This is a genomic window from Streptomyces sp. TRD_SC_5, assembly GCF_056836825.1.
The window spans coordinates 3,094,371-3,117,500 of the sequence record NZ_JBWZZS010000001.1; the positions used below are offsets into that span (position 1 = coordinate 3,094,371).

The 23,130-nt window shown below is 68.1% G+C and carries 21 protein-coding genes and 2 rRNA genes (1 of these 23 cut by a window edge); 6 read left to right on the forward strand and 17 right to left on the reverse strand.

Going from position 1 to position 23,130, the window contains the following annotated elements:
• Positions 1–421: 421 nt before the first annotated feature.
• Together AC1P0E_RS14320 and AC1P0E_RS14325 are read left to right on the forward strand one after the other, a co-directional pair.
• Entirely contained in the window at positions 422–646 is a 225-nt protein-coding gene (locus tag AC1P0E_RS14320) for a hypothetical protein (RefSeq protein ID WP_482742545.1), read from the forward strand.
• A 172-nt stretch (positions 647–818) separates the two neighbouring features.
• Positions 819–1,157, forward strand: a complete 339-nt coding sequence (locus AC1P0E_RS14325; RefSeq protein WP_482742546.1) for a hypothetical protein — start codon at positions 819–821, stop codon at positions 1,155–1,157.
• 997 nt (positions 1,158–2,154) lie between these two features.
• Here AC1P0E_RS14325 and hemB read toward each other — a convergent pair.
• From hemB to AC1P0E_RS14355, 6 genes are all read right to left on the reverse strand, one after another.
• The gene (gene hemB, locus AC1P0E_RS14330) at positions 2,155–3,159 is read right to left on the reverse strand and encodes a porphobilinogen synthase (protein ID WP_482742547.1); all 1,005 of its coding nucleotides are present in this window, start codon (positions 3,157–3,159) and stop codon (positions 2,155–2,157) included.
• 173 nt (positions 3,160–3,332) lie between these two features.
• Positions 3,333–5,000 (reverse strand): bifunctional uroporphyrinogen-III C-methyltransferase/uroporphyrinogen-III synthase, encoded by a 1,668-nt coding sequence (locus AC1P0E_RS14335; protein ID WP_482742548.1) that lies wholly within the window; start codon positions 4,998–5,000, stop codon positions 3,333–3,335.
• Positions 4,997–5,986, reverse strand: coding sequence for a hydroxymethylbilane synthase (gene hemC, locus AC1P0E_RS14340; protein ID WP_482742549.1), 990 nt, complete (start codon positions 5,984–5,986; stop codon positions 4,997–4,999). The genes AC1P0E_RS14335 and hemC overlap by 4 nt, the downstream gene beginning before the upstream one ends.
• Positions 5,983–7,596 carry a glutamyl-tRNA reductase gene (locus AC1P0E_RS14345; RefSeq protein ID WP_482742550.1) on the reverse strand — a complete coding sequence of 538 codons (1,614 nt, stop codon included), beginning with the start codon at positions 7,594–7,596 and terminating at the stop codon, positions 5,983–5,985. Before AC1P0E_RS14345 ends, hemC begins: the two co-directional genes overlap by 4 nt.
• The gene (locus AC1P0E_RS14350; protein WP_482742551.1) at positions 7,593–8,384 is read right to left on the reverse strand and encodes a redox-sensing transcriptional repressor Rex; all 792 of its coding nucleotides are present in this window, start codon (positions 8,382–8,384) and stop codon (positions 7,593–7,595) included. The genes AC1P0E_RS14345 and AC1P0E_RS14350 overlap by 4 nt, the downstream gene beginning before the upstream one ends.
• A gap of 280 nt (positions 8,385–8,664) precedes the next feature.
• Positions 8,665–8,946 (reverse strand): glutaredoxin family protein, encoded by a 282-nt coding sequence (locus AC1P0E_RS14355; protein WP_482742552.1) that lies wholly within the window; start codon positions 8,944–8,946, stop codon positions 8,665–8,667.
• A 149-nt stretch (positions 8,947–9,095) separates the two neighbouring features.
• Between AC1P0E_RS14355 and AC1P0E_RS14360 the strand changes: the two genes are divergently transcribed.
• From AC1P0E_RS14360 to AC1P0E_RS14370, 3 genes are all read left to right on the forward strand, one after another.
• On the forward strand, positions 9,096–10,040 hold the full coding sequence (locus AC1P0E_RS14360) for an HAD family hydrolase (RefSeq protein ID WP_482742553.1): 945 nt from the start codon (positions 9,096–9,098) through the stop codon (positions 10,038–10,040).
• A gap of 342 nt (positions 10,041–10,382) precedes the next feature.
• Positions 10,383–11,165 (forward strand): ECF subfamily RNA polymerase sigma factor, BldN family, encoded by a 783-nt coding sequence (locus AC1P0E_RS14365; protein WP_069927590.1) that lies wholly within the window; start codon positions 10,383–10,385, stop codon positions 11,163–11,165.
• A 257-nt stretch (positions 11,166–11,422) separates the two neighbouring features.
• Complete coding sequence (locus AC1P0E_RS14370; protein WP_482742554.1) at positions 11,423–12,634, forward strand: DUF5667 domain-containing protein; 1,212 nt, start codon at positions 11,423–11,425, stop codon at positions 12,632–12,634.
• Between the two features lie 66 nt (positions 12,635–12,700).
• On the opposite strand, the gene AC1P0E_RS14375 is transcribed toward AC1P0E_RS14370, so the two are convergent.
• The 6 genes from AC1P0E_RS14375 to AC1P0E_RS14400 all read right to left on the reverse strand — a co-directional run bounded on the left by AC1P0E_RS14375 (position 12,701) and on the right by AC1P0E_RS14400 (position 17,035).
• Complete coding sequence (locus tag AC1P0E_RS14375; protein WP_482742555.1) at positions 12,701–13,810, reverse strand: lysophospholipid acyltransferase family protein; 1,110 nt, start codon at positions 13,808–13,810, stop codon at positions 12,701–12,703.
• 1 nt (position 13,811) lies between these two features.
• The gene (locus AC1P0E_RS14380; protein WP_482742556.1) at positions 13,812–14,855 is read right to left on the reverse strand and encodes an NAD-dependent epimerase/dehydratase family protein; all 1,044 of its coding nucleotides are present in this window, start codon (positions 14,853–14,855) and stop codon (positions 13,812–13,814) included.
• Between the two features lie 240 nt (positions 14,856–15,095).
• Positions 15,096–15,194, reverse strand: a complete 99-nt coding sequence (locus AC1P0E_RS14385; RefSeq protein ID WP_003948845.1) for a 30S ribosomal protein bS22 — start codon at positions 15,192–15,194, stop codon at positions 15,096–15,098.
• A gap of 110 nt (positions 15,195–15,304) precedes the next feature.
• Entirely contained in the window at positions 15,305–15,517 is a 213-nt protein-coding gene (locus tag AC1P0E_RS14390; RefSeq protein ID WP_014046653.1) for a helix-turn-helix domain-containing protein, read from the reverse strand.
• Between the two features lie 130 nt (positions 15,518–15,647).
• The gene (locus AC1P0E_RS14395) at positions 15,648–16,463 is read right to left on the reverse strand and encodes a phosphatase (protein WP_482742557.1); all 816 of its coding nucleotides are present in this window, start codon (positions 16,461–16,463) and stop codon (positions 15,648–15,650) included.
• A gap of 140 nt (positions 16,464–16,603) precedes the next feature.
• A complete protein-coding gene (locus tag AC1P0E_RS14400) occupies positions 16,604–17,035 on the reverse strand; it encodes a DUF2000 family protein (RefSeq protein WP_482742558.1) in 432 nt (143 codons plus the stop codon).
• 49 nt (positions 17,036–17,084) lie between these two features.
• Between AC1P0E_RS14400 and AC1P0E_RS14405 the strand changes: the two genes are divergently transcribed.
• Positions 17,085–17,960 (forward strand): AraC family transcriptional regulator, encoded by an 876-nt coding sequence (locus tag AC1P0E_RS14405; RefSeq protein WP_482742559.1) that lies wholly within the window; start codon positions 17,085–17,087, stop codon positions 17,958–17,960.
• An 18-nt stretch (positions 17,961–17,978) separates the two neighbouring features.
• Here AC1P0E_RS14405 and AC1P0E_RS14410 read toward each other — a convergent pair whose 3' ends face one another.
• The 5 genes from AC1P0E_RS14410 to AC1P0E_RS14430 all read right to left on the reverse strand — a co-directional run.
• Complete coding sequence (locus tag AC1P0E_RS14410; RefSeq protein ID WP_482742560.1) at positions 17,979–19,154, reverse strand: acetoin utilization protein AcuC; 1,176 nt, start codon at positions 19,152–19,154, stop codon at positions 17,979–17,981.
• Complete coding sequence (locus AC1P0E_RS14415) at positions 19,123–20,322, reverse strand: MFS transporter (protein WP_482742561.1); 1,200 nt, start codon at positions 20,320–20,322, stop codon at positions 19,123–19,125. Before AC1P0E_RS14415 ends, AC1P0E_RS14410 begins: the two co-directional genes overlap by 32 nt.
• Positions 20,323–20,365: 43 nt before the next feature.
• Entirely contained in the window at positions 20,366–21,010 is a 645-nt protein-coding gene (locus tag AC1P0E_RS14420; protein WP_482742562.1) for an HAD family hydrolase, read from the reverse strand.
• Between the two features lie 68 nt (positions 21,011–21,078).
• Positions 21,079–21,195 (reverse strand): 5S ribosomal RNA (gene rrf / locus AC1P0E_RS14425).
• A gap of 74 nt (positions 21,196–21,269) precedes the next feature.
• A 23S ribosomal RNA gene (locus AC1P0E_RS14430) occupies positions 21,270–23,130 on the reverse strand (it continues 1,264 nt past the right edge of the window).

The window sequence follows — 23,130 nt, forward strand, 5'->3', positions numbered from 1 at the left end:
CTCGGCGTCCACCCCCACCGGTGGTCGGCAGGGCCACAAGCACGTGGTCGGGCTTGGTGGGTGGAGGGGCGCCCAGGGGTGTGCACCACCCGGTGGATTCATGAGGCCCGTTGGACCGCCGTGGGTCGAAACGCTCCCATGACGACCGCAAGCGACACGGGTGTGACTGGTGAGACTCCGGGGGCGTTAAGGCTCATCAAGTGTCGAGTTCATCGCATCCAAGCAACGCACCGACCGAAGCGGCTTCGCACCGGGTGGTCAGACACCTGCCCGGTGGGCGGCCCACAGCGCAGCAACCTTCCCTGAGACGGTACGTCCACACCTCGGGATGTCCTCCGGTCGACGCCACGGGTGGATCCGGTCCGGACTGCGACAGCGCCGTCGACCAGAGCTGCACCGGCGCCCCGGCATCCGACCGGAGATGGACCGCGCCGGCTATCGCATCAACCGACGCCTGGCGGGCAAGTCGTACGGAACGCACTGCCTCCACGACCTCCACCTCCTACACCAACACCGCTCCCCCACCGGCCAGACCTACTCCTCCGAGGTCCGCGATTACGACAAGGCGAAGAACGAATCCACGGGTACGGCGGACAAGGACGTCACCACCGTCGGCAAACCGCCGCCCGGAGTGCGGTGGACGTGAACCCGGAAGCCGGTGTCCGACGCGGACAGCTACCGCGTACTGCGCTCGGCCACGGCGGCCGGCACCTACAGCGCTGTATCCGCTGGGTGAGCGGTACCTCGTACAAGTACCGCCACGGCCGACATCAAGCCGCAGGGGTTCTACCAGGTCACCTCACAAAACGCGGCGGCCAGTGGGCATCCGCATCAGCTGGGCGTCATCGTCCTCTTCCGACACCGTGCACTACCAGGTGTACGCGAAGACAGTCGGCAAGCAGGAAGATGAGCGCCTGACAATCGTCACCGACGCATCGTTCACAGACGCGGACGCTCCGGTCTACTACCAGTCCGGCTACCGGCGAGCCGTGGGACGACCGCAACGTCGTGCATTCGCCCCGTCCGCCAGCTCCGACCTGCGGGCCGTCAGCGAATACCGCGTCTACCGGCGCGCCGACACCCTGGGTGCGCGGATCGGCCGCTCCTACTACTCCGGGGTGGAGCTGGGACTTCAGTACCGAGAGGGGTCGACGTGAACCCGCAGAGGCCGGCAAGGACCGGAAGCTCAGCGGCTACGTACGGGAGTTCTCCGGCACCTGCGGAAGATCACGGGCGAGACCGGCTCCATCACCTGGCAGCCGCGCTACGACGGACCGTGCCGACTGGAGGTGTACGCGATCGCCCGCTACGGCATTGGCGGCTCCGGCTCGGCTTCCGCTCTCGCGACGAAGCAATTCACGCTCCGCTGACCGACGACGGATGCGACGCAGGGTCATACGGCCTTCCGTCCCATCCGTCGTATGCGGCTTCCGCCCCGCCGAACCGTCGTCTTGCACCAAACCCGCCACATGACGCACCCCGAGGCCGCAACAAAGGGTGGAAACTCGGGCACAAGGGGCGGCCGTTTTCGTCTTCTGTCGGTTTCGGCCCATCCCGCCCCGCCGAGGACCTCAAACCGCCCCACCAACCGGGCCGTCCGGTCCGATCACCGGCCCCAGCCACCGGCAGGACCACTCGCTCCTGGATGCCCTTCCACCCACCAAGCCCAGCAACGTGCTTGTGGCCCGACCGACCACCCGTCGGGGTGGACGCCAGACCGGCCCGAGTCGCCCCATTCAACTGTCGCGCCCCACCCGCAGACGGGACGGTCCGCAGGTCGGCCCGGACGGTCGACCGTCCACCGGCGTGGGTGCGCGTGTGCGTTGGAATGGGGGTCGTGCACCAACGGCCGTCGCTGCACTCGCTGAGTCTGGGGCCGAGCCGCCCCCTAGACCGTCCGCGCTCCACCCACCAACCCGCAAGCCACCAAGCCCACCCGCGCTCGTATGCCAGTTGTCGTGCAGGGCGTTTTTTCTTGGGCCGTCCCCTGTTGAGCGTTAGCGGTGGGACGGGGCGGCGGGTCAAGGGTGGAGCGCAGCGAAATCGCCGCAGGCGACGCGACCGAAGGGAGCGCCCTTGACGCGGCGCCCCGGCCCACCGACACTCGAGCGCTCGGGACGGCCCGAAACCCCCAGACGCAACCAGTGGTTGTCTTTACCCCCGACCCCGCCCCACCCACCGCGCGACCTCAGTCGCCCAGTACGTCAGGATCATGTTCGCGCCGGCGCGCTTGATGCCCACCAGCGACTCCATGATCGCCTTGTCCCGGTCGATCCAGCCCCGCTCCGCCGCCGCCTCGATCATCGCGTACTCACCACTGATCTGGTACGCCGCGACCGGTACGTCCACAGCCTCCGCGACCTTCGCCAGCACATCCAGGTACGGCCCGGCCGGCTTCACCATCACCATGTCGGCGCCCGCTTCCAGATCCAGCGCCAACTCCCTCATCGACTCCCGCAAGTTCGCCGGGTCCTGCTGGTACGTCTTCCGGTCACCCCGCAGCGAAGACCCCACCGCCTCCCGGAACGGACCGTAAAAGGCGGACGAGTACTTGGCCGTATAGGCCAGCACCGACACATCTTCCTTGCCGATCGTGTCCAGCGCGTCGCGGATGACGCCGACCTGGCCGTCCATCATTCCGCTGGGGCCCACCACATGCGCGCCCGCGTCCGCCTGCACCTGCGCCATCTCGGCGTACCGCTCCAGCGTCGCGTCGTTGTCGACCCGCCCGTCGGCATCGAGGACGCCGCAGTGACCGTGATCGGTGTACTCGTCCAGGCACAGATCAGACATGATCACGAGATCGTCACCCACCTCGGCCCGCACCGCCCGCAGCGCGACCTGCAGAATCCCGTCCGGGTCGGTCCCAGCCGTCCCCGCCGCGTCCTTCTTCTCATCGACCGGTACGCCGAACAGCATGATCCCGGCGACGCCTGCCTCGACCGCATCGACCGCCGCCTTGCGCAAGGTCTCCAGCGTGTGCTGCTGAACGCCCGGCATGGCCGAGATGGCCACGGGCTCGCTGATGCCTTCCCGTACGAACGCCGGAAGGATCAGATCGGCCGGATGCAGCCGGTTCTCGGCGACCATGCGCCGCATGGCGGGGGTGGTACGCAGCCGACGGGGCCGGGCCCCGGGAAAGGATCCATACACAGTCATGCCAAACACGCTACGCCGCCGGAACGACCCCTTTTACCGTCACCCCGTCGGCACGATCGACGTGGGGCCCGGGGGACGACAACCCCCCGGACCCCACGAACGAGATGTGGGGACCCGGGGGATAACGACTCCCCGGACCCCCACACCCCTCCTCACCACACCTCTCGCCCCGCCTAGGTGGTCCGGCGCCGCCGAGACCCCGGCCGGCGCTCGCTCGGCCGCGTCACGTGCTCCCCGGCCTCGACAGCCACCGCACGCCGTTGCGCACCGAACTCCGCGAGCGCCTCGGCCAGCTTGTGCACCGACGGCTCCGGCGACAGAACGTCGACCCGCAGCCCGTGCTCCTCCGCCGTCTTGGCGGTAGCAGGGCCGATACAGGCGATCACGGTCACGTTGTGCGGCTTGCCCGCGATGCCCACCAGATTCCGCACCGTGCTGCTCGACGTGAACAGAACGGCGTCGAACCCGCCGCCCTTGATCGCCTCACGCGTGTCCGCCGGCGGCGGTGACGCCCGCACAGTCCGGTAAGCCGTGACGTCGTCGACCTCCCACCCGAGCTCGATAAGCCCCGCGACCAGCGTCTCCGTCGCGATGTCGGCCCGCGGCAGGAAGACCCGGTCGATCGGGTCGAAGACCGCGTCGTACGGCGGCCAGTCCTCCAGCAGCCCAGCCGCCGACTGCTCCCCACTCGGCACAAGATCCGGCTTCACGCCGAACTCGACCAACGAAGCAGCAGTCTGCTCCCCCACCGCGGCGACCTTGATCCCCGCGAAAGCACGAGCATCAAGCCCGTACTCCTCGAACTTCTCCCGGACAGCCTTCACCGCATTGACGGACGTGAAAGCGATCCACTCGTACCGCCCCGTCACGAGCCCCTTGACCGCCCGCTCCATCTGCTGCGGGGTCCGAGGCGGCTCGACAGCGATCGTCGGCACCTCGTGCGGCACGGCCCCGTAGGACCGCAGCTGGTCGGAGAGCGACGCCGCCTGCTCCTTCGTACGCGGAACCAGCACCCGCCACCCGAACAGCGGCTTCGACTCGAACCACGACAACTGCTCGCGCTGAGCAGCGGCGCTGCGCTCACCGACCACGGCTATGACGGGCTGGTGGCCGTCCGGCGACGGCAGTACCTTCGCCTGCTTCAGGACCTGGGCGACCGTACCGAGCGTCGCGTTCCACGTCCGCTGCCGCGTCGTCGTACCGGCCACGGTGACGCTCATCGGCGTATCGGGCTTGCGCCCGGCCGAAACAAGTTCACCGGCGGCCGACGCGACAGCGTCCAGCGTCGTAGAAACAACAGCGGTCGCGTCGCTGGCCCCGACCTCGGACCAGCATCTGTCGTCGGCACTCCGGGCATCGACGAAGCGCACATCGGCGCCCCGCCCGTCCCGCAGCGGCACACCGGCATACGCCGGCACGCCGACCGCCGACGCGACACCCGGCACGACCTCGAAGGGAATGCCTTCAGCCGCGCAGGCGAGCATCTCCTCGCCCGCGTTGCCGTCGAGGCCGGGGTCGCCGGAGATCGCACGGACGACCCGCCTGCCGCTCCGTGCGGCCTCCATGACAAGATTGACCGCATCCCTGATCGCGGGGATACCGGCGGCAGTTGACGCATCGTCAACCACCGTCAGCTGTGGCGTGCTTACGCCCGCCCCGACATGAGTGCGTACGACATCGAGCACATGCGGCTCGGCGATCAGCACGTCCGCACTGGCAAGCGCCTCGACGGCGCGCAGCGTCAGCAGACCAGGGTCACCGGGTCCGGCGCCGAGGAATGTGACGTGCCCGGATGCGGCGAACGCCGAAGGTGCTGGCGTAGAAGTGGTGGTGGGGCTCATTGTGCTCGCTCCCCCATAAGACCGGCCGCACCCTTCGCGAGCATCTCGTCCGCGAGTTCGCGTCCGAGAGTGATCGCGTCGTTGTGCGACGTGGGTACGGGACCGGTGGTGGACAGCTGCACCAGCTCGGAGCCGTCGGTCGTACCGACGACACCGCGCAGGCGCATTTCGTTGACAACCTGTCCGTCGGCCAGCAGGTCGGCCAGTGCACCCACAGGTGCGCTGCAACCGGCCTCCAGGGCGGCGAGCAGGGATCGCTCGGCGGTCACGGCGACCCGCGTGTACGGGTCGTCGAGCTCGGCGAGCGCGGCAGCGAGTTCGACGCGCGTGGCGGCGCACTCGACTGCCAGGGCCCCCTGGCCGGGGGCGGGCAGGACGATGTCGACCGACAAGAACTCGGTCACCTCGTCGATCCTGCCGATGCGGTTGAGGCCGGCGGCGGCCAGAACCACCGCATCCAATTCCCCGCTCCGTACATATCCGACACGAGTGTCGATGTTCCCGCGGATCGGCACGGTCTCGATGTCGAGACCGTGGACCCGCGCGTACGCGTTGAGCTGCGCCATGCGGCGCGGCGATCCGGTGCCCACCCGGGACCCGGCAGGCAGCCGCGCCAACGTGAGACCGTCCCGCGCGACAAGTACGTCACGCGGATCCTCACGCTCCGGCACGGCGGCCAGCGTCAGATCGTCCGGCTGGGCGGTCGGCAGGTCCTTGAGCGAATGAACCGCGAAGTCCACTTCACCGCTCAGCAGCGCATCGCGCAGCGCCGTCACGAAAACGCCCGTACCGCCGATCTGCGCGAGCTGCTCTCGCGAGACGTCTCCGTACGTGGTGATCTCCACCAACTCGACGGGGCGCCCCGTGATCTGTCGCACCGCCTCGGCGACGTGGCCGGACTGGGCCATGGCGAGCTTGCTGCGCCTGGTACCCAGCCTCAAGGCATCGGTCCTCGACGCATCCGTCTTCAAGGCATCCGTAGTCATGCCCGCCCTCTATTCCCACCGTCAGGGGTGTCGTTCAGGTCGGCCCTGCTGACGGCGGCGACCGTCTGCGGGTCGAGGTCGAAGAGTTCGCGCAGCGCGTCCGCGTACCCGGCGCCGCCGGGTTCGCTGGCGAGCTGCTTGACCCGCACGGTGGGCGCGTGCAGGAGTTTGTCGACGACGCGGCGCACGGTCTGCGTGATCTCCGCGCGCTGCTTGTCGTCCAGTCCGGGAAGCCGCCCTTCGAGCCGGGCGACCTCATTGCTCACCACATCGGCCGCCATGCTGCGCAGGGCGACGACGGTGGGCGTGATCTGCGCGGCGCGCTGGGCGGCGCCGAAGGCCGCGACCTCGTCGGACACGATGGTCCGCACCTGGTCCACATCGGCGGCCATGGGCGCGTCGGCGGAAGCTTCCGCCAGCGACTCGATGTCCACGAGCCGTACGCCGTCGAGCCGGTGTACGCCGCCGTCGATGTCGCGGGGCATGGCGAGGTCGAGCAGAGCGAGCCGTACCGGCGCACCACTGCGCGCAACGGCACCGGCCGGCTCGCGCGTACGGGCCTGAGCCACGGGTGTGCCGCCGTCGGCGCGGGCGCCGACGACGGCGGTGCCGTTGTCGGCCCAGGCGCCGTGCTGCTCCATGGAGCCGGCGTCGGTGCCCTGCCGGGCGGCGGGCATGACGGCGCCCTCGCTCGGCACCGGGCAACCAGTAGCCGCGTCCGCACCCGCACCCGCGCCACGGCCCGCCACAGAGACGGCCGCAGCCCGGTCCACCGTCAGCCCGAGCGCGCTCGCGACATGCTCAGCGGTAAGGACAAGACCGGTCGCGCCCGTGCACGAGACCACAACATCGACTCGTGTCAGTTCCTGCGCCACATCGGCCATCGGCACAGCGCGCGCCACGGCGCCCGCCTCGCCCAGGATCTCCGCCAGCCGCTCCGCCCGCGCCTGCGTCCGGTTCGCGACGACGACTTCGGCCACTCCGGTGCGTACGAGCGTCGCGGCGGCCAGCGAGGACATCGAGCCCGCGCCGATCACCAGCGCCCGCTTGCCCTCGGCCCACTCACCGACCGAAACGCCACTGCCCACCGCGAGCTGTTCGAGCCCGAAGGTGACGAGCGACTGCCCGGCCCGGTCGATGCCGGTCTCCGAGTGCGCCCGCTTGCCGACGCGCAGCGCCTGCTGGAAGAGGTCGTTGAGGAGCCGGCCCGCGGTGTGGAGCTCCTGCCCCAGCGCGAGCGCGTCCTTGATCTGGCCGAGGATCTGCCCCTCGCCGACGACCATCGAATCGAGCCCGCACGCCACCGACAGCAGGTGGTGGACGGCACGGTCCTCGTAGTGGACGTACAGATAAGGAGTGAGCTCCTCGAGCCCCACCCCACTGTGCTGTGCGAGCAGTGTGGACAGCTCGGCGACACCGGCGTGGAACTTGTCCACGTCGGCGTACAGCTCGATGCGGTTGCATGTCGCGAGTACGGCGGCCTCGACGGCCGGCTCCGAGGCGAGCGTGTCCTGGAGGAGCTTGGCCTGCGCTTCGGCGGTCAGCGACGCCCGCTCCAGCACACTGACCGGAGCGCTGCGGTGACTCAGCCCGACAACCAGAAGACTCATGCCGGCATCACGGCGGGGACATCCCCGTCTGGTCCTTTCCGGCTCGCCGCCGCGCCCGCCGCGCTTCCGCGCAGCGGGGGCGGCGCCGCGACGTCGCCCGACGCACCGGCCACGGCGGCGGCTTCCTCGCCGGCCTTGCGCTGCTCGTGGAAGGCGAGGATCTGGAGCTCGATGGAGAGGTCGACCTTGCGTACGTCGACGCCGTCCGGCACCGACAGAACGGTCGGCGCGAAGTTGAGAATCGAGGTCACACCGGCGGCGATGAGCCGCTCGCTGACCTGCTGGGCGGCACCCGCCGGGGTGGCGATCACGCCGATGTGGACCCCGTTGTCACTGATGATCTTCTCGAGATCGTCGGTGTGCTGCACGGGCATCCCGGCGACCGGCTTGCCCGCCATGGCCGGGTCGGCGTCTATGAGCGCGGCGACGCGGAAGCCACGGGAGGCGAACCCGCCGTAGTTGGCGAGGGCGGCGCCGAGGTTACCGATGCCGACGATGACGACCGGCCAGTCCTGGGTCAGCCCGAGCTCGCGGGAGATCTGGTAGACGAGGTACTCGACGTCGTATCCGACCCCGCGCGTCCCGTAGGACCCGAGGTACGAGAAGTCCTTGCGCAGCTTCGCGGAGTTGACCCCGGCCGCGGCGGCGAGCTCCTCGGAGGAGACCGTGGGGACCGAGCGCTCGGAGAGCGCCGTCAGGGCGCGCAGATACAGCGGAAGGCGGGCGACGGTGGCCTCGGGAATGCCTCGGCTACGGGTCGCCGGTCGGTGAGTTCGGCCAGTTGCCACGGTGCTCCTGCGGGATGAGCGGGGCTGCAGGCGGCCGTACGTACAAGGACCGCCCCGTCGCAAGCAGGCTATGCCTTTGTGAACGCGTGCACAAAGATGGTGTCCGTTTTGTCCGGGCAAAGTGACCGGGGTCACGCATGCCGGCCGCCCGATCCTGGAACCACGGACCGTCCGAGCTCGTTGAAGATCCGAAGGGGGCAAAACCGTACACACTCCTCACGACTACGCCCCCGAGATCGCTCAAATCGCCCATAATGCTAGCCGTCTTTCGGCCGGCCTCTCAGCCCTCCAGCGCCTTGCGCAGCCTCCCCGCGTCCACGCGCCAGAAGGTGTGCTGCTCACCGTCGACCAGGACAACCGGAATCTGCTCCCAGTACGCCCGGTTCAACTCCTCGTCCTGCGTGATGTCTTTCTCCTCCCAGGGCACCCCGAGCGCCCCGCACACCTCGCTGACCACAGCCCTCGCGTCGTCACAGAGATGACAGCCCGGCTTCCCGACCAACGTGACCAATCGCTCGTCGGGCTTCCGCTTCGGGTGCGTGCGTCGAAACAGGGGACTCATGACGCCATTCTCGCCCCCGCCCCCGCCTTCCGGCGTCGCCGTGACCGCCCACACCCCGCCCGGCCGCTTAACACCGGCGTCCCGGAGAGTTCACGCCGCCGCATCCCGGCAGGTCCGGAAGTACCGAACAGACTGGCTATGCTCACGACATGGCCGCACTGGGATGGCTCACCCCCCGCAGGCGCTCGGCGACAGCCCGCAGCGTGCTGGCGGGAGAGGCAGCAGCCGAGGCAGCACGCAAAACGTCGCTGGAGCAGGAAGAACTCGAAGCGGCCTCCTCCGGCAGGCCCGAAGAGCCGGAACCCGCGTTCCCCGTGTTCGGTGACGACCGGGCCGCCGCGTTCTTCGATCTCGACAACACCGTCATGCAGGGCGCCGCGATCTTCCACTTCGGCCGCGGCCTCTACAAACGGAAGTTCTTCCAGCGCCAGGAGCTCGCCCGCTTCGCCTGGCAGCAGGCCTGGTTCCGCCTCGCCGGCGTCGAGGACCCCGAGCACATGCAGGACGCCCGCGAGAGCGCACTGTCCATCGTGAAGGGCCACCGCGTCTCCGAGCTGATGTCCATCGGCGAGGAGATCTACGACGAGTACATGGCCGAGCGCATCTGGCCCGGCACCCGCGCCCTCGCCCAGGCCCACCTCGACGCGGGCCAGAAGGTCTGGCTGGTCACCGCCGCCCCGGTCGAGACGGCCACGATCATCGCCCGCCGCCTGGGCCTGACCGGCGCGCTGGGGACGGTCGCCGAGTCCGTCGACGGCGTTTATACGGGCAAGCTCGTCGGCGAGCCCCTGCACGGCCCCGCGAAGGCCGAGGCGGTCCGCGCCCTGGCCGCCGCCGAGGGCGTGGAGCTGGCCCGCTGCGCGGCGTACAGCGACTCCCACAACGACATCCCGATGCTCTCGCTCGTCGGACATCCGTACGCGATCAATCCCGACGCGAAGCTGCGCAGGTACGCCCGCGAACGCGAGTGGCGGCTGCGCGACTACCGGACCGGCCGCAAGGCCGCCAAGGTCGGCATCCCGGCGGCCGCCGGCGTCGGCGCCATCGCCGGCGGCACCGCGGCCGCCATGGCCCTGCACCGCCGCCGCCGCTGACAGCGGTCCCCGCGGAGCACGACGGGCCCGGCGGGCAACACGCAATCCCGGGTCCCTACCCTCCCCCGGCTCCCGCCAGTCCCGTTACTGCCACTCGGGCACAACGCATCCAGCAATCACGCAGATTACGAAGTGATCCGATCAACAACTGATCACGAACTGCGCCTTGAACCGCCGCTTAGACGTAACAGAAGCGACGGAATCGATGATTTTAGCAACTGGGTGTAGCGCTGCCTGTACGAAGCGTTATTCTCCTCAGACGCATACCGGACCCCACCCGTCAGCACGACGGGTGACCGGTCTAGCACTGAACGTGTTGGAAGCTCTGCCTCTGGGAGTCCCGTGTACCCACACGTCGGGGTTGACGCCTCGGGCCTGGCTACGCTGCGCGCAACGGTCGTGGACCGCTTGCGCGGCTTCGTCCCCACCGCGTACGCCGTCCCCGCCCTTGCCACCCCTGCACTTGTCGGCCCCTGCTATGCCCTGGCCGACGGCGGTGCGGCGGTCGGCAGACGCAGCCGTGGCGCCGGCTCGGGCACTGGCACGTCCACCGCCCGTCGGCCCAGTGCCGACAGCGACAGCGCACGCATGATGGACCTCGTCGAACGCGCTCAGGCCGGCGAGGCCGACGCGTTCGGCCGCCTCTACGACCAGTACAGCGACACGGTCTACCGGTACATCTATTACCGCGTCGGCGGAAAGGCGACCGCGGAAGACCTGACGAGCGAGACGTTCCTGCGCGCCCTGCGCCGCATCTCCACCTTCACCTGGCAGGGTCGTGACTTCGGCGCCTGGCTGGTCACCATCGCCCGAAACCTGGTCGCCGACCACTTCAAATCGAGCCGATTCCGTCTCGAAGTGACCACCGGCGAAATGCTCGACGCCAACGAGGTCGAGCGCAGCCCGGAGGACTCCGTCCTCGAATCCCTGTCGAATGCGGCCCTCCTGGAAGCGGTCCGCAAGCTCAACCCGCAGCAGCAGGAGTGCGTGACCCTTCGCTTCCTGCAGGGCCTCTCGGTCGCCGAGACGGCTCGCGTCATGGGCAAGAACGAGGGCGCGATCAAGACCCTCCAGTACCGGGCCGTCCGTACACTGGCCCGACTCCTGCCCGACGACGCCCGCTGACACGCGCCCGCGCACGCCCGCCGATCGGCCGACCGCGACTCACGCTCGGTAACGTCTTCATGCCCCTTGATGACGTTGTGGTCCGATCATCCGTCGCGCGTAACCCAAGTGCCGCGACGCTCGTTGTGCGGGATGCAGGCTCCCTGCGGTCACGCCATGTCCGCAGCCACTCACTCGATCGTGTGGATGTGCTCATGGCGTGCAACCTTCCGGACCCCCAGGGGAGTCGATCGTCATGACGAGAGGAGGTGCCGCCAGTGATCGCGAACGTATCGGCGCACCGGCGGGCGAACGCCTTCGCCCAGGCGCTGGAGGCACAGACGCCCCAGGGCACGGCGGCAGATCAGCCCGAAGAAACGGCCGAAGGGCCAGAGCCCACACGGCTTTTGGCCCTGGCGAACGGTCTCGGCGAGCTGCCGTCACCGGAGTTGGACCCCGAGGTCAAAGTCGTCCAGCGGGCACAGCTCATCGCCGCCATGGAAGCGATGGTCGCCGAGAGCGGCGCACCGACGGGCCCTACGGTGCCCGAGCAGCGGACCGGACGGGGCGCCCACCGGGCATCCCCGCTCCGGAAGCTGCGCCCGCGCTCCCGCTGGTCGAAGGGCATTGCCGCGGGCGGGCTCACCGTCGGTGTGGCCGCAGGAGCCTTCAGTGGAGTGGCCGCTGCGAGTTCCGACGCCCTGCCGGGTGATTCGCTGTACGGGCTGAAGCGAGGCATGGAAGACGTCAAGCTCGGCATGGCAGGCGACGACGCCGACCGTGGCGAGATCTATCTCGACCAGGCGGCGACCCGCCTCATGGAGGCTCGCCGCCTCATGGAGCGTGGTCGGGCCTCCGCGCTGGACCATGAACAGCTGGGTGAGGTCAGGCGCACCCTGAGCGGGATGACGCACGACGCCGGGGAGGGCCACCGCCTGCTCAGCCGGGCGTACGAGCGCGACGGCTCGATCGGCTCCATCCAGGCCCTGTCGTCGTTCGCCAAGTCGCACCGCGAAGCGTGGAGCAGCCTGCGCGAGCGGCTGCCGGTGCAGCTGACCGACGTGGGCGACCAGGTGAGCTCGGTCTTCGACGCCATAGACGAAGAGGTGGCTCCGCTCCAGTCACTCCTGCCGCGCGCCCCGCAGTCGCCCGAGAACCGCGACCGACCCGGCGGCTCCACCCAGGACCGTACGGGCACACCGGGCACCGACCTCCCCGCCCCTTCCAGCACCACGTCCTCCGGCGGCCGAACGGGCGGCGACAGCAAGCCCGACCCGTCGGCTCCCCGCAGCAGCTCCAAGGACGACGGCCTCATCGGCGGCGCCCCGGGCGACCTCCTGGACCCGCCGTCGGCCGACACGACGACCCCGTCGTCGCCACCGTCCAAGGACAGGGGCGGCAACAACCCGCCGGTCCCGGACGTCACGGTCCCCCCGCTGCTCCCTGGAATCCTCCCGGGCCTGGGCATCGAGGAGGAGAACGCGCCGTAACACGAGAACAGCAGCACCCGCGGGCCCGCTCTCCACCGGAGACCGGGCCCGCACCCTTGAGCCCGCTCAGAAGAACACAGACCGCCGCTGCACCAGCAGCTTGTACAGCGTGTGCTGAATCTGCTCCCGTACCTGGTCCGTCAGGTTGAACATCAGCATCGGATCCTCCGCCGCCTCCGCCGGATACCCGTCCGTTGGAATCGGCTCCCCGAACTGAATCGTCCACTTCGTCGGCAACGGCACAGCCCCCAGCGGCCCGAGCCAGGGAAAAGTAGGCGTGATCGGGAAGTACGGAATCCCCAGCACCCGCGCCAGCGTCCGCGCGTTCCCGATCATCGGGTAGATCTCCTCGGCACCCACGATCGAGCAGGGCACAATCGGTGCTCCCGCCCGCAACGCGGTGGAAACGAACCCGCCCCGACCGAACCGCTGCAGCTTGTACCGCTCGCTGAACGGCTTCCCGATCCCCTTGAAGCCCTCCGGCATCACACCGACGACCTCGCCCCGCCGCAGCAGCTCCTCCGCGTCCTCCGCACAGGCCAGCGTGTGCCCGGCCTTGCGCGCCAGCTCGTTGACGACCGGCAGCATGAACACCAGGTCCGCCGCGAGCAGCCGCAGATTCCGCCCGTCCGGGTGCTTGTCGTGGACAGCGGCCTGAAGCATCAGCCCGTCCAGCGGCAGCGTCCCCGAGTGGTTGGCGACGATGAGCGCCCCGCCCTCCGACGGGATGTTCTCGATGCCCTTGACCTCCACCCGGAAGTACTTCTCGTAGAAGGGCCTGATCATCGACATCAGGACCTTGTCGGTGAGCTCCTCGTCGTAACCGAACTCGTCGACCTCGTAGTCACCGGTGAGCCGGCGCCGCAGGAACGCGAGCCCGCCCGCGATCCGCCGGTCCCAGCCACCCCCGCCGCCCAGGTGGCCCATCCGCGGCTCCTCCGGTGCCACCAGGGATGCCTCAGCGACCGCCACGTCCTCCGGCGCCGCGTGCTGCTCCGGTACGGGCGCGAGCGGCCCTCCCTTGCGCCCCGGAGGCCGCTTCCCCTTCGCCTCGCCGGCGGCAGCACCGGCACCGTGGCCGGCACCAGCGCCCGCACCGGCGTCCTTGAACTTCGGCCGGGCCGCCCGCCTGGTCCTCGGATCGTCACCGAAGGGGATGACCTTGGCATCGGCCATGTCAGATGCGCTCCTTGCTGACGACGAGAGTGGAGAGCCGGTCGACGGTACGGGCAAGTACCTCGGGCGGCAGCAGCCCCGCGCCCCGGCCGCGCGCGAAGTCCGAGAACGCCTCCGCGGTCGTGTACTTGGGCTCAAAACCCAGTGTCTCGCGCATCTGGGTGGTCCTGACGACCCGTCCGTGCGTCAGCAGCCGGATCTGCTCGGGCGAGAAGTCGGTCACCCCGACGGTCCGCAGCGCCGACCCGACCCAGGTGACGGCGGGCAGCAGCACCGGCACAGTCGGCCGCCCGAGCCGCCTCGAGCACTGGGAAAGCGTCACCACTCCGTCGCCGGCGATATTGAACGTGCCGCTGTTCATCGTCCCGCGCCGCGGATCGTGCGAGGCGACGCGCAGTACATCAATGACGTCGTCCTCGTGCACGAACTGCAGCCGCGGGTCGTACCCGAACACCGTGGGCAGCACAGGCAGCGAGAAGTAATCAGCCAGCGGAGAGTCCGCACAGGGCCCGAGGATATTGGCGAATCGCAGCACGCACACCGCAACGTCGGGCCGCCGGCGCGCGAAGCCGCGTACATACCCCTCGACCTCGACCGCGTCCTTGGCGAAGCCTCCGCTCGGCAGCGACTTCGGCGGCGTGGTCTCGGTGAAGACGGCGGGGTCGCGCGGCGCCGATCCGTACACGCTCGTACTGGACTTCACGACGAGCCGCTGCACGGTCGGCGACTTCTGGCACGCGCCGAGCAACTGCATGGTGCCGATGACGTTGGTTTCCTTCACCGACGTACGGCTGCCCCCGGTGCCCAGCGGCGTACCGGTGACGTCCATGTGTACGACGGTGTCGACGCCGTGTTCGGCGAGAACGCGCGCGATGGCGGGCTGGCGGATGTCCGCCCGCACGAAGTCGGCGCCTCCCAGGTGATGCTCGGGCGCGATCGCATCGACGCCGATCACCCGGTCCACATCGGGATCGCGCTGGATGCGTCGTACGAAACGGCCGCCCAGCTGCCGGGCCACACCTGTGACTAGCACGACCTTGCCCAAGATCAGCGCCTTCCCTCGGTCTCCCCTAGCGCCACCGTAGCGGTTGGATGTTGCGCTGTGATGACCGCACGGCACCCGAAGTGGCAGCAGACACACATGGGCTACATGGGCCAGACGGGCCAAAAGGGCCGGACGAGCCTGGAAGAGCCACGCGAGCCGGATGAGCCACCCGCGCCACAACGCACCGCAGCCCTCCCACCATGGAGGTGGAAGGGCTGCGGATACACGTACAGCTGCCGCTTACTTCTTGTTACGACGCTGAACGCGGGTGCGCTTGAGCAGCTTGCGGTGCTTCTTCTTGGCCATCCGCTTGCGCCGCTTCTTGATAACAGAGCCCACGACTACCCTCGCTCACTTCTCTTCACTCGGTGCGGGGCGTCTGGGCCCACACGACCTACGAGGGCCTAGCCTACCCGCCACCGAGAGAGGGACGTAATCCGAGGCCACCGTCAGGCTGATTCCACCCCCACAAAGGACTCGCGGAGGTACTCGTGCACTGCTTGCTCCGGAACCCGGAAGGACCTGCCCACCCGGATCGCCGGCAGATGACCGCTGTGCACCAATCGGTACACGGTCATCTTGGACACTCGCATCACCGAGGCGACTTCCGCCACGGTCAGAAACTTGACCTCGTTGAGAGGCCTCTCGCTGCCAGCAGCCATGACCCACCACCTGTACCTTCCGCACCCGACGCGCACCGGCTTCCCCTCCGGTGACTCTTCGTCGTTGTGCGCTCACTCCCAGACTAGGGGCGGGTGATGCGAGTGGGGAAGAGGAGCAGCGATCCGCCGCCTACCGTGACAGACACGCTCGATTGAGTACATAGCGAGTAAGCGGTCGGTAGTAATCAGACCGCACAGCATCATCAAGCGGAACGGCGACGGACACCCGCCCCTCGGCCTCTCCGACGAACAGTGCGGGATCGTCCGTATCGGCCAGTCCAATGGCCTCAAACCCCAGTTGACCTGCACCGCAGACCCACCCGTGGTCCCCGACGACCAGCCCGGGCAGGGGCCCGTCACCCTCCCCCGCGGCGGCGAGCGCGACCCTGACCGGGAGGGGTGAATGGCTGTGTGCGCCGGTATCACTCGCGGGGCCTCGCACGCCGGGTTCGCGCACCATCGCGACTCCTCGTGCGTAGTCAAGGTTGTACGTACGTACGCCGAACCGGGTCGTTATGTCGATACATCGCCCCTGCGCCGGTGTGAGGACAAGGCACCCCGCCGCCGACAAAGCGTCTGCGAGATCGGCGTAGAACCCGAGCAATCGATGCGGATGTCCGGTCCCGAACAGCACCGGCACCCCCTGCGCGGCTGCTTCCCCCAACCGCCCCGCGAACGCCTCCAGCCCGGCCAGCGTCCGCTCGGGATCGATCACATCGGCTCCGCTGACGCACCCGGGATCGTCGGACACCCCGCACTTGTCCGCCATCAGAGCCATCACATCGAGCTCGCCCCACGCCCATTCGGGATCGAGCCCGAGCAGCACCCGCGGGTCCCGTGCGGCGAACAACCGGTAACTCCGCAGACTCGCCTCCCGCGAGGTGGCCACGGTCCCGGCCAGCCGGGACGCCAGCAGATGCGCACGCAAAGCGCGGGTACTCAACACCCTCCCGATGCTCCCGCACCCCCACGCCCCATTCCCCCAAAACCCCGAACAGACCCCACAGTTGGCGTAACGCCCGGCCCGCCCTCCTGCCCACCGGCCTGCCGCCCGGACATCCGGCGGCACTCAGCAGCCGGCGGTGCTCAGGGGTGCATGCGGGCGCCTTTGAGTACCTTGTCGACCGCGTTGCGCGGACCGTAGAAGGCAAGACCCACCACATCCAACTGGTCCTTCGGCACCGCCCGTACCGCCGCGCGGTTGTCCCGGTCGTTGCCGGTCGCGAAGAGGTCGGAGGTGAACACCGACCGAGGGAGCGAGCGGGACAAGGCGCGACCGTGCGCGGCGGTGAGTGTCTCCTTCGCCCCCTCGAAGATCAGGACGGGCTGGCGGAACATGGGCAGATACGGGGTGCCGTCGGCGTCGGCGTACGGTTCGCCGATCACTTCAGGAAGCTGTGAGCCGAGACCGCTGACCAGGAACGCGGTCACATTCAGCCGCTGCCAGGACTCCAGATCCTCGCGCAGCAGTACAGCGATCTTGGTGTCGAACCGTACAGAGGTGTTCTCGATCGTCATGCTCTGAGACTGCCAACCGCCCAGCCGCACCCTCTTGTACGTTCTTGGCATGGTGGCACGGCAAGAGGTTTCCGCGTGGCGGCCGAAGCTCCCGGGGGTCGTGGAGGTCTTCCACGCCCATTTCACCGAGCACTCGTACCCGATGCACGTCCACGACGTATGGACCTTGCTGATCGTCGACGACGGCGCGGTCCGCTACGACTTGAACCGGCGCGAGCACGGCACCCCGCACGACACGGTGTCCTTGCTCCCCCCACAGGTACCGCACAACGGCTCGTCCGCCACCTCGCGGGGCTTCCGCAAACGGGTGCTGTACCTGGACCTGACCCAGCTGGACGAGAGCTTCATCGGCCCGGCGGTGGACGGCCCCGACATCATCGACACCCTGCTGCGCCGGCGCGTCGGACAACTGCACTCGACGCTGTCGCGCCGGGGCGACGAACTGGAAGCGGAGAGCCGTCTCGCCCTGATCCGGGAACGGTTGCGCAGCCACATGAAGCCCCGGCTCGTAGCCCACCCGCCCAAGGCCGGCCGCGGCGTGGCCCACAGCCTGCGGGAGCTCCTCGACGAACGGGTGCTCGATGGCGTGAGCCTGGACGAGGCCGCGAAGCTGGTGCACGCCCACCCCACGCACCTGGTGCGGGCGTTCACGGCCGCCTTCGGCATCGCCCCGCACCAGTACCTGACGGCCCGCCGGGTCGACCGCGCCCGACGGCTGCTCCTCGACGGCCGGCCTCCCGCAGAGGTGGCAACCGCGACCGGCTTCTACGACCAGTCGCACCTGACCCGGAACTTCAAACGCCTCACGGGCAGCACCCCAGGGCACTACGCCCGCAGGGTCCCTGCCGAGGACCGGCGGTCCAGGGCGAAGCCCTCAGCCACGCACAAGGACGGAGTGCAGGCAGAGCCACCAGACAGGGCATAGACCACGCCGCACCCCGCCCTACGCCAACAACCCCCGCAAGGGGAACACCGCCCGCCGAGCCGCCAGCACCGCCTGGTCCAGCCGGTCCGCGGGGTCGTACCCCGCGTCCCACCCCTCCCACGCCGGCGTCAGCCCGTCCGTCATCCGCCCCGGACCCAACTGCCGTGTACGCGCATATACTTCGTCCCGCCAGGACGCCGGAATCACCGACTCCGGGTCCACCGGCCGATGCGCCGCGATCCCCACCAGATGCGTCCATGACCGCGGTACGACATCCACCACCGCATATCCCCCGCCCCCGAGCGCGACCCAGGCCCCGCCCTCCACGTACTCGTGGGCGAGCTCATGACACGCCGTCTGCACCGCCCGCTGCGCATCCAGCGAAACCGCCAAATGTGCCAGCGGATCCTCGAAGTGCGTGTCCGCCCCGTGCTGCGTAACCAGCACCTGGGGCCGGAAGTCCGCCAGCAGCTCCGGCACGACCGCGTGAAACGCCCGCAGCCACCCCGCGTCCCCCGTCCCGGCCGGCAGGGCCACATTCACGGCCGAGCCCTCACCCGCGCCACTGGCGCCCGTCTCCTCCGGCCATCCCGTGCCCGGAAACAGCGTGCGCGGATGCTCATGGAGCGAGATCGTCAAAACCCGCGGGTCCTCCCAGAACGCCGCCTGCACCCCGTCCCCGTGGTGCACGTCCACATCCACATACGCGACCCGCTCCGCCCCGAGTTCCAGCAGCCGCGCGATCGCCAGCGCCGCGTCGTTGTAGATGCAGAACCCCGCCGCGCTCCCAGGCATCGCATGATGCAGCCCGCCCGCGAAGTTCACCGCATGCGCGGCCTCCCCCCGCCAGACCGCCTCCGCCGCCCCCACCGACTGCCCGGCGATCAGCGCGGAAGCCTCATGCATCCCAGCGAAAGCCGGGTCGTCAGCGGTCCCCAGCCCATACGCCTGGTCCGCGCCCCGCGGATCCGCCGAGGCCGCCCGTACGGCCGCCACATAGTCCTCGCGATGCACAAGCCGCAGCGTCGAGTCCCCCGCGGCAGGCGCGGCGACCACATCCATCGCCCGGTCGAGTCCGTACGCCCGTACGAGCCCCATGGTCAGGTCCAGCCTGACCGGGTCCATCGGATGGCTCGCCCCGAAGTCGTAGCCCGTTACCGCGTCATCCCACATCAACAGTGCGCGCCCGCTCATGCCCGCCACCGTATCGGTCGGCCCCGGAAGCGAACGACCGGGCGTACACCAGCGTCACCAGCACAAGAACCATCGGCACGAGCATCGCCCCCCGATAGCTCCACGCGTCCCCCAGCGCCCCCACCAACGGCGCCCCCACAAGGAACCCCACATAGTTGAAGACATTGAGCCGGGCGACAGCCGCGTCACTCGCCGCCCCGGGAAACATCCGCCCCGCCGCCGCGAACGTCTGCGGCACGATCACACACAGCCCGAACCCGAGCATCGTGAACCCGAGCATCCCGGCCCCCACCCCGGGCGCCCCCGCCACCACGGCGAACCCGCCCGCGGCCAGCAGCGCCCCGGCCCGCACCACGGCGACCGCCCCGAAGCGCCGCACACCGAAGTCCCCGACGGCCCGCCCCACCAGCGTGGTGACCATGTAGACGTTGTACGGAAGAGTCGCCGTCTGCTCCGACGAACCGAGCACATCCTCCAAGTACTTGGCGCTCCAGTTCGAGACCGTCGAGTCTCCGATGTACGCAAAGGTCATCACCAGGCACAGCGGCAGCAAAAGCTTGAACCCACCCCCCGAAGCCGCCTTCCCCTCCCCCACCGCCACGGCAACCGCGCCGTCGACGTACCACCGACTGCCGGCAAAAGCCGCAGGCAACAGCACAACCACCACAGGCAGATAGGAGACGAACAGCGCCAGGTCCCAGTGCGCCCCCACCCAAGCGAGCGAAGCCCCCACGATCCCCCCGAGGCTGTACGCCGCATGAAAACCGAGCATGATGCTGCGCCCGTACGCCCGCTGAAGGCTCACCCCGAGCATGTTCATGGACGCGTCCAACGCCCCGACCGCCACCCCGAACATCCCCAGGGCGAGGGCGACTTGCCACATCTCGCTCCCGGCCCCGACCCCGAGCAGCGCCAGCAGCACAACCGGCTGCGACCATCGCAGTACGGCGCTCGGCCTCACCCGCTTCACCACCTGCTCGGTGGCGACGCTGCCCACGCCGGCCAGGATCGGCACGGCGGCCAGGAAGACGGGCAGCAGCGCGTCGGATATCCCGTACCGCTCCTGAATGGCGGGCAGCCGCGTCACGAGCAGCGCGAACGCCACGCCCTGCGCAAAGAAGCTCAACCCCAAGGAAGCCCTGCCGTGCCGCAGGCGCGCGTCTGTCATGGCCGCACAGCGTAGGCCGGTCACCTACTCATGGGTAGGTCGATCAGGCGAGCAATTCCGGCAGCTGCCCCAACTCGGAGAAGTACCCCGTCGCCCCCGGAAGCCTGTCGGCCGGGGTCATGGCCGTGAACCCGTACACATCCATCCCGGCGGCCCTGGCGGCCTCCACCCCGAGCGGGCTGTCCTCCACCACGACACACCGCTTTGCCGGTACGCCCATCCGTTCCGCGGCGTGCAGGAAGAGGTCCGGCGCCGGCTTGCCCTGCCCGACGTCCTGCGAGCTGAAGATCCAGCTGTCCTCGAACCACTCGTCGAGCCCGGTCACCAGGTGCCCGACCCTGATCCGCTCATGACTCCCGGAGGACGCGAGACAGTACGACACCCCGTCCGCCACGAGCTTCCCCAGCAGCTCCTCCGCACCGACGACCGGCTGCAACTGCTGCTCGAAGGCGGCAAAGATCCGGGCATGCAGGGTCTTGTCGAAGTCCTCGGGCAGCCGCTGCCCGCTCCGCTCCAGTACGAGATCGTGGATCCGGTGTACGGCGGCACCCATGTAGTCGCGGAGCGAATCCTCGTACGAGGTGGTGTGCCCCAGCTCGCTCAGGTAGCCGGCGAGGATGGCGTTGGAGATCGGCTCGCTGTCCACGAGGACGCCGTCGTTGTCGAAGATGATGAGGTCGTAGCGCATGACTTGACCTTAAACGCAAAAAAGCCCCGGCCCCTGGACATAGGTCCAGGGGCCGGGGCATAAAATTTGTTCGGCGGCGTCCTACTCTCCCACAGGGTCCCCCCTGCAGTACCATCGGCGCTGAAAGGCTTAGCTTCCGGGTTCGGAATGTAACCGGGCGTTTCCCTAACGCTATGACCACCGAAACACTATGAAGTTGAACAAACCGGTAAAGGCACAGTTCGTTACTTCAGAACAAACACAGTGGACGCGAGCAACTGAGGACAAGCCCTCGGCCTATTAGTACCAGTCAGCTCCACCCGTTACCGGGCTTCCACATCTGGCCTATCAACCCAGTCGTCTACTGGGAGCCTTAACCCCTCAAAGGGGGTGGGAACACTCATCTCGAAGCAGGCTTCCCGCTTAGATGCTTTCAGCGGTTATCCTTTCCGAACGTAGCCAACCAGCCATGCCCTTGGCAGGACAACTGGCACACCAGAGGTTCGTCCGTCCCGGTCCTCTCGTACTAGGGACAGCCCTTCTCAATATTCCTACGCGCGCAGAGGATAGGGACCGAACTGTCTCACGACGTTCTAAACCCAGCTCGCGTACCGCTTTAATGGGCGAACAGCCCAACCCTTGGGACCGACTCCAGCCCCAGGATGCGACGAGCCGACATCGAGGTGCCAAACCATCCCGTCGATATGGACTCTTGGGGAAGATCAGCCTGTTATCCCCGGGGTACCTTTTATCCGTTGAGCGACAGCGCTTCCACAAGCCACTGCCGGATCACTAGTCCCGACTTTCGTCCCTGCTCGACCCGTCGGTCTCACAGTCAAGCTCCCTTGTGCACTTACACTCAACACCTGATTGCCAACCAGGCTGAGGGAACCTTTGGGCGCCTCCGTTACTCTTTAGGAGGCAACCGCCCCAGTTAAACTACCCATCAGACACTGTCCCTGATCCGGATCACGGACCGAGGTTAGACATCCAGCACGACCAGAGTGGTATTTCAAGATTGACTCCACACACACTGGCGTGCATGCTTCACAGTCTCCCACCTATCCTACACAAGCCGAACCGAACACCAATATCAAACTGTAGTAAAGGTCCCGGGGTCTTTCCGTCCTTCTGCGCGAAACGAGCATCTTTACTCGTAGTGCAATTTCACCGGGCCTATGGTTGAGACAGTCGAGAAGTCGTTACGCCATTCGTGCAGGTCGGAACTTACCCGACAAGGAATTTCGCTACCTTAGGATGGTTATAGTTACCACCGCCGTTTACTGGCGCTTAAGTTCTCAGCTTCGCACGCCCGAAAGCGCACTAACCGGTCCCCTTAACGTTCCAGCACCGGGCAGGCGTCAGTCCGTATACATCGCCTTACGGCTTCGCACGGACCTGTGTTTTTAGTAAACAGTCGCTTCTCGCTGGTCTCTGCGGCCACCCCCAGCTCACCGTGTAAAACGGATCACCAGTGATGGCCCCCCTTCTCCCGAAGTTACGGGGGCATTTTGCCGAGTTCCTTAACCATAGTTCACCCGAACGCCTCGGTATTCTCTACCTGACCACCTGAGTCGGTTTAGGGTACGGGCCGCCATGAAACTCGCTAGAGGCTTTTCTCGACAGCATAGGATCATCCACTTCACCACAATCGGCTCGGCATCAGGTCTCAGCCTCAATGAGGGACGGATTTACCTACCCCTCGGCCTACACCCTTACCCCGGGACTACCACCGCCCGGGCTGGACTACCTTCCTGCGTCACCCCATCGCTTACCTACTACCACCTTGGGCCGGCGGCTCCACCACTTCCCTTTGCCCGAAGGCTCCAGGACGGCTTCACGGCCTTAGCATTAATGGATTCGATACTGGGCGTTTCAAAGCGGGTACCGGAATATCAACCGGTTGTCCATCGACTACGCCTGTCGGCCTCGCCTTAGGTCCCGACTTACCCTGGGCAGATCAGCTTGACCCAGGAACCCTTAGTCAATCGGCGCACACGTTTCTCACGTGTGTATCGCTACTCATGCCTGCATTCTCACTCGTGAACCGTCCACAACTCGCTTCCGCGGCTGCTTCACCCGGCACACGACGCTCCCCTACCCATCCCAGCCCCCGTTGGGGGTATGTGCTGGAATGACAC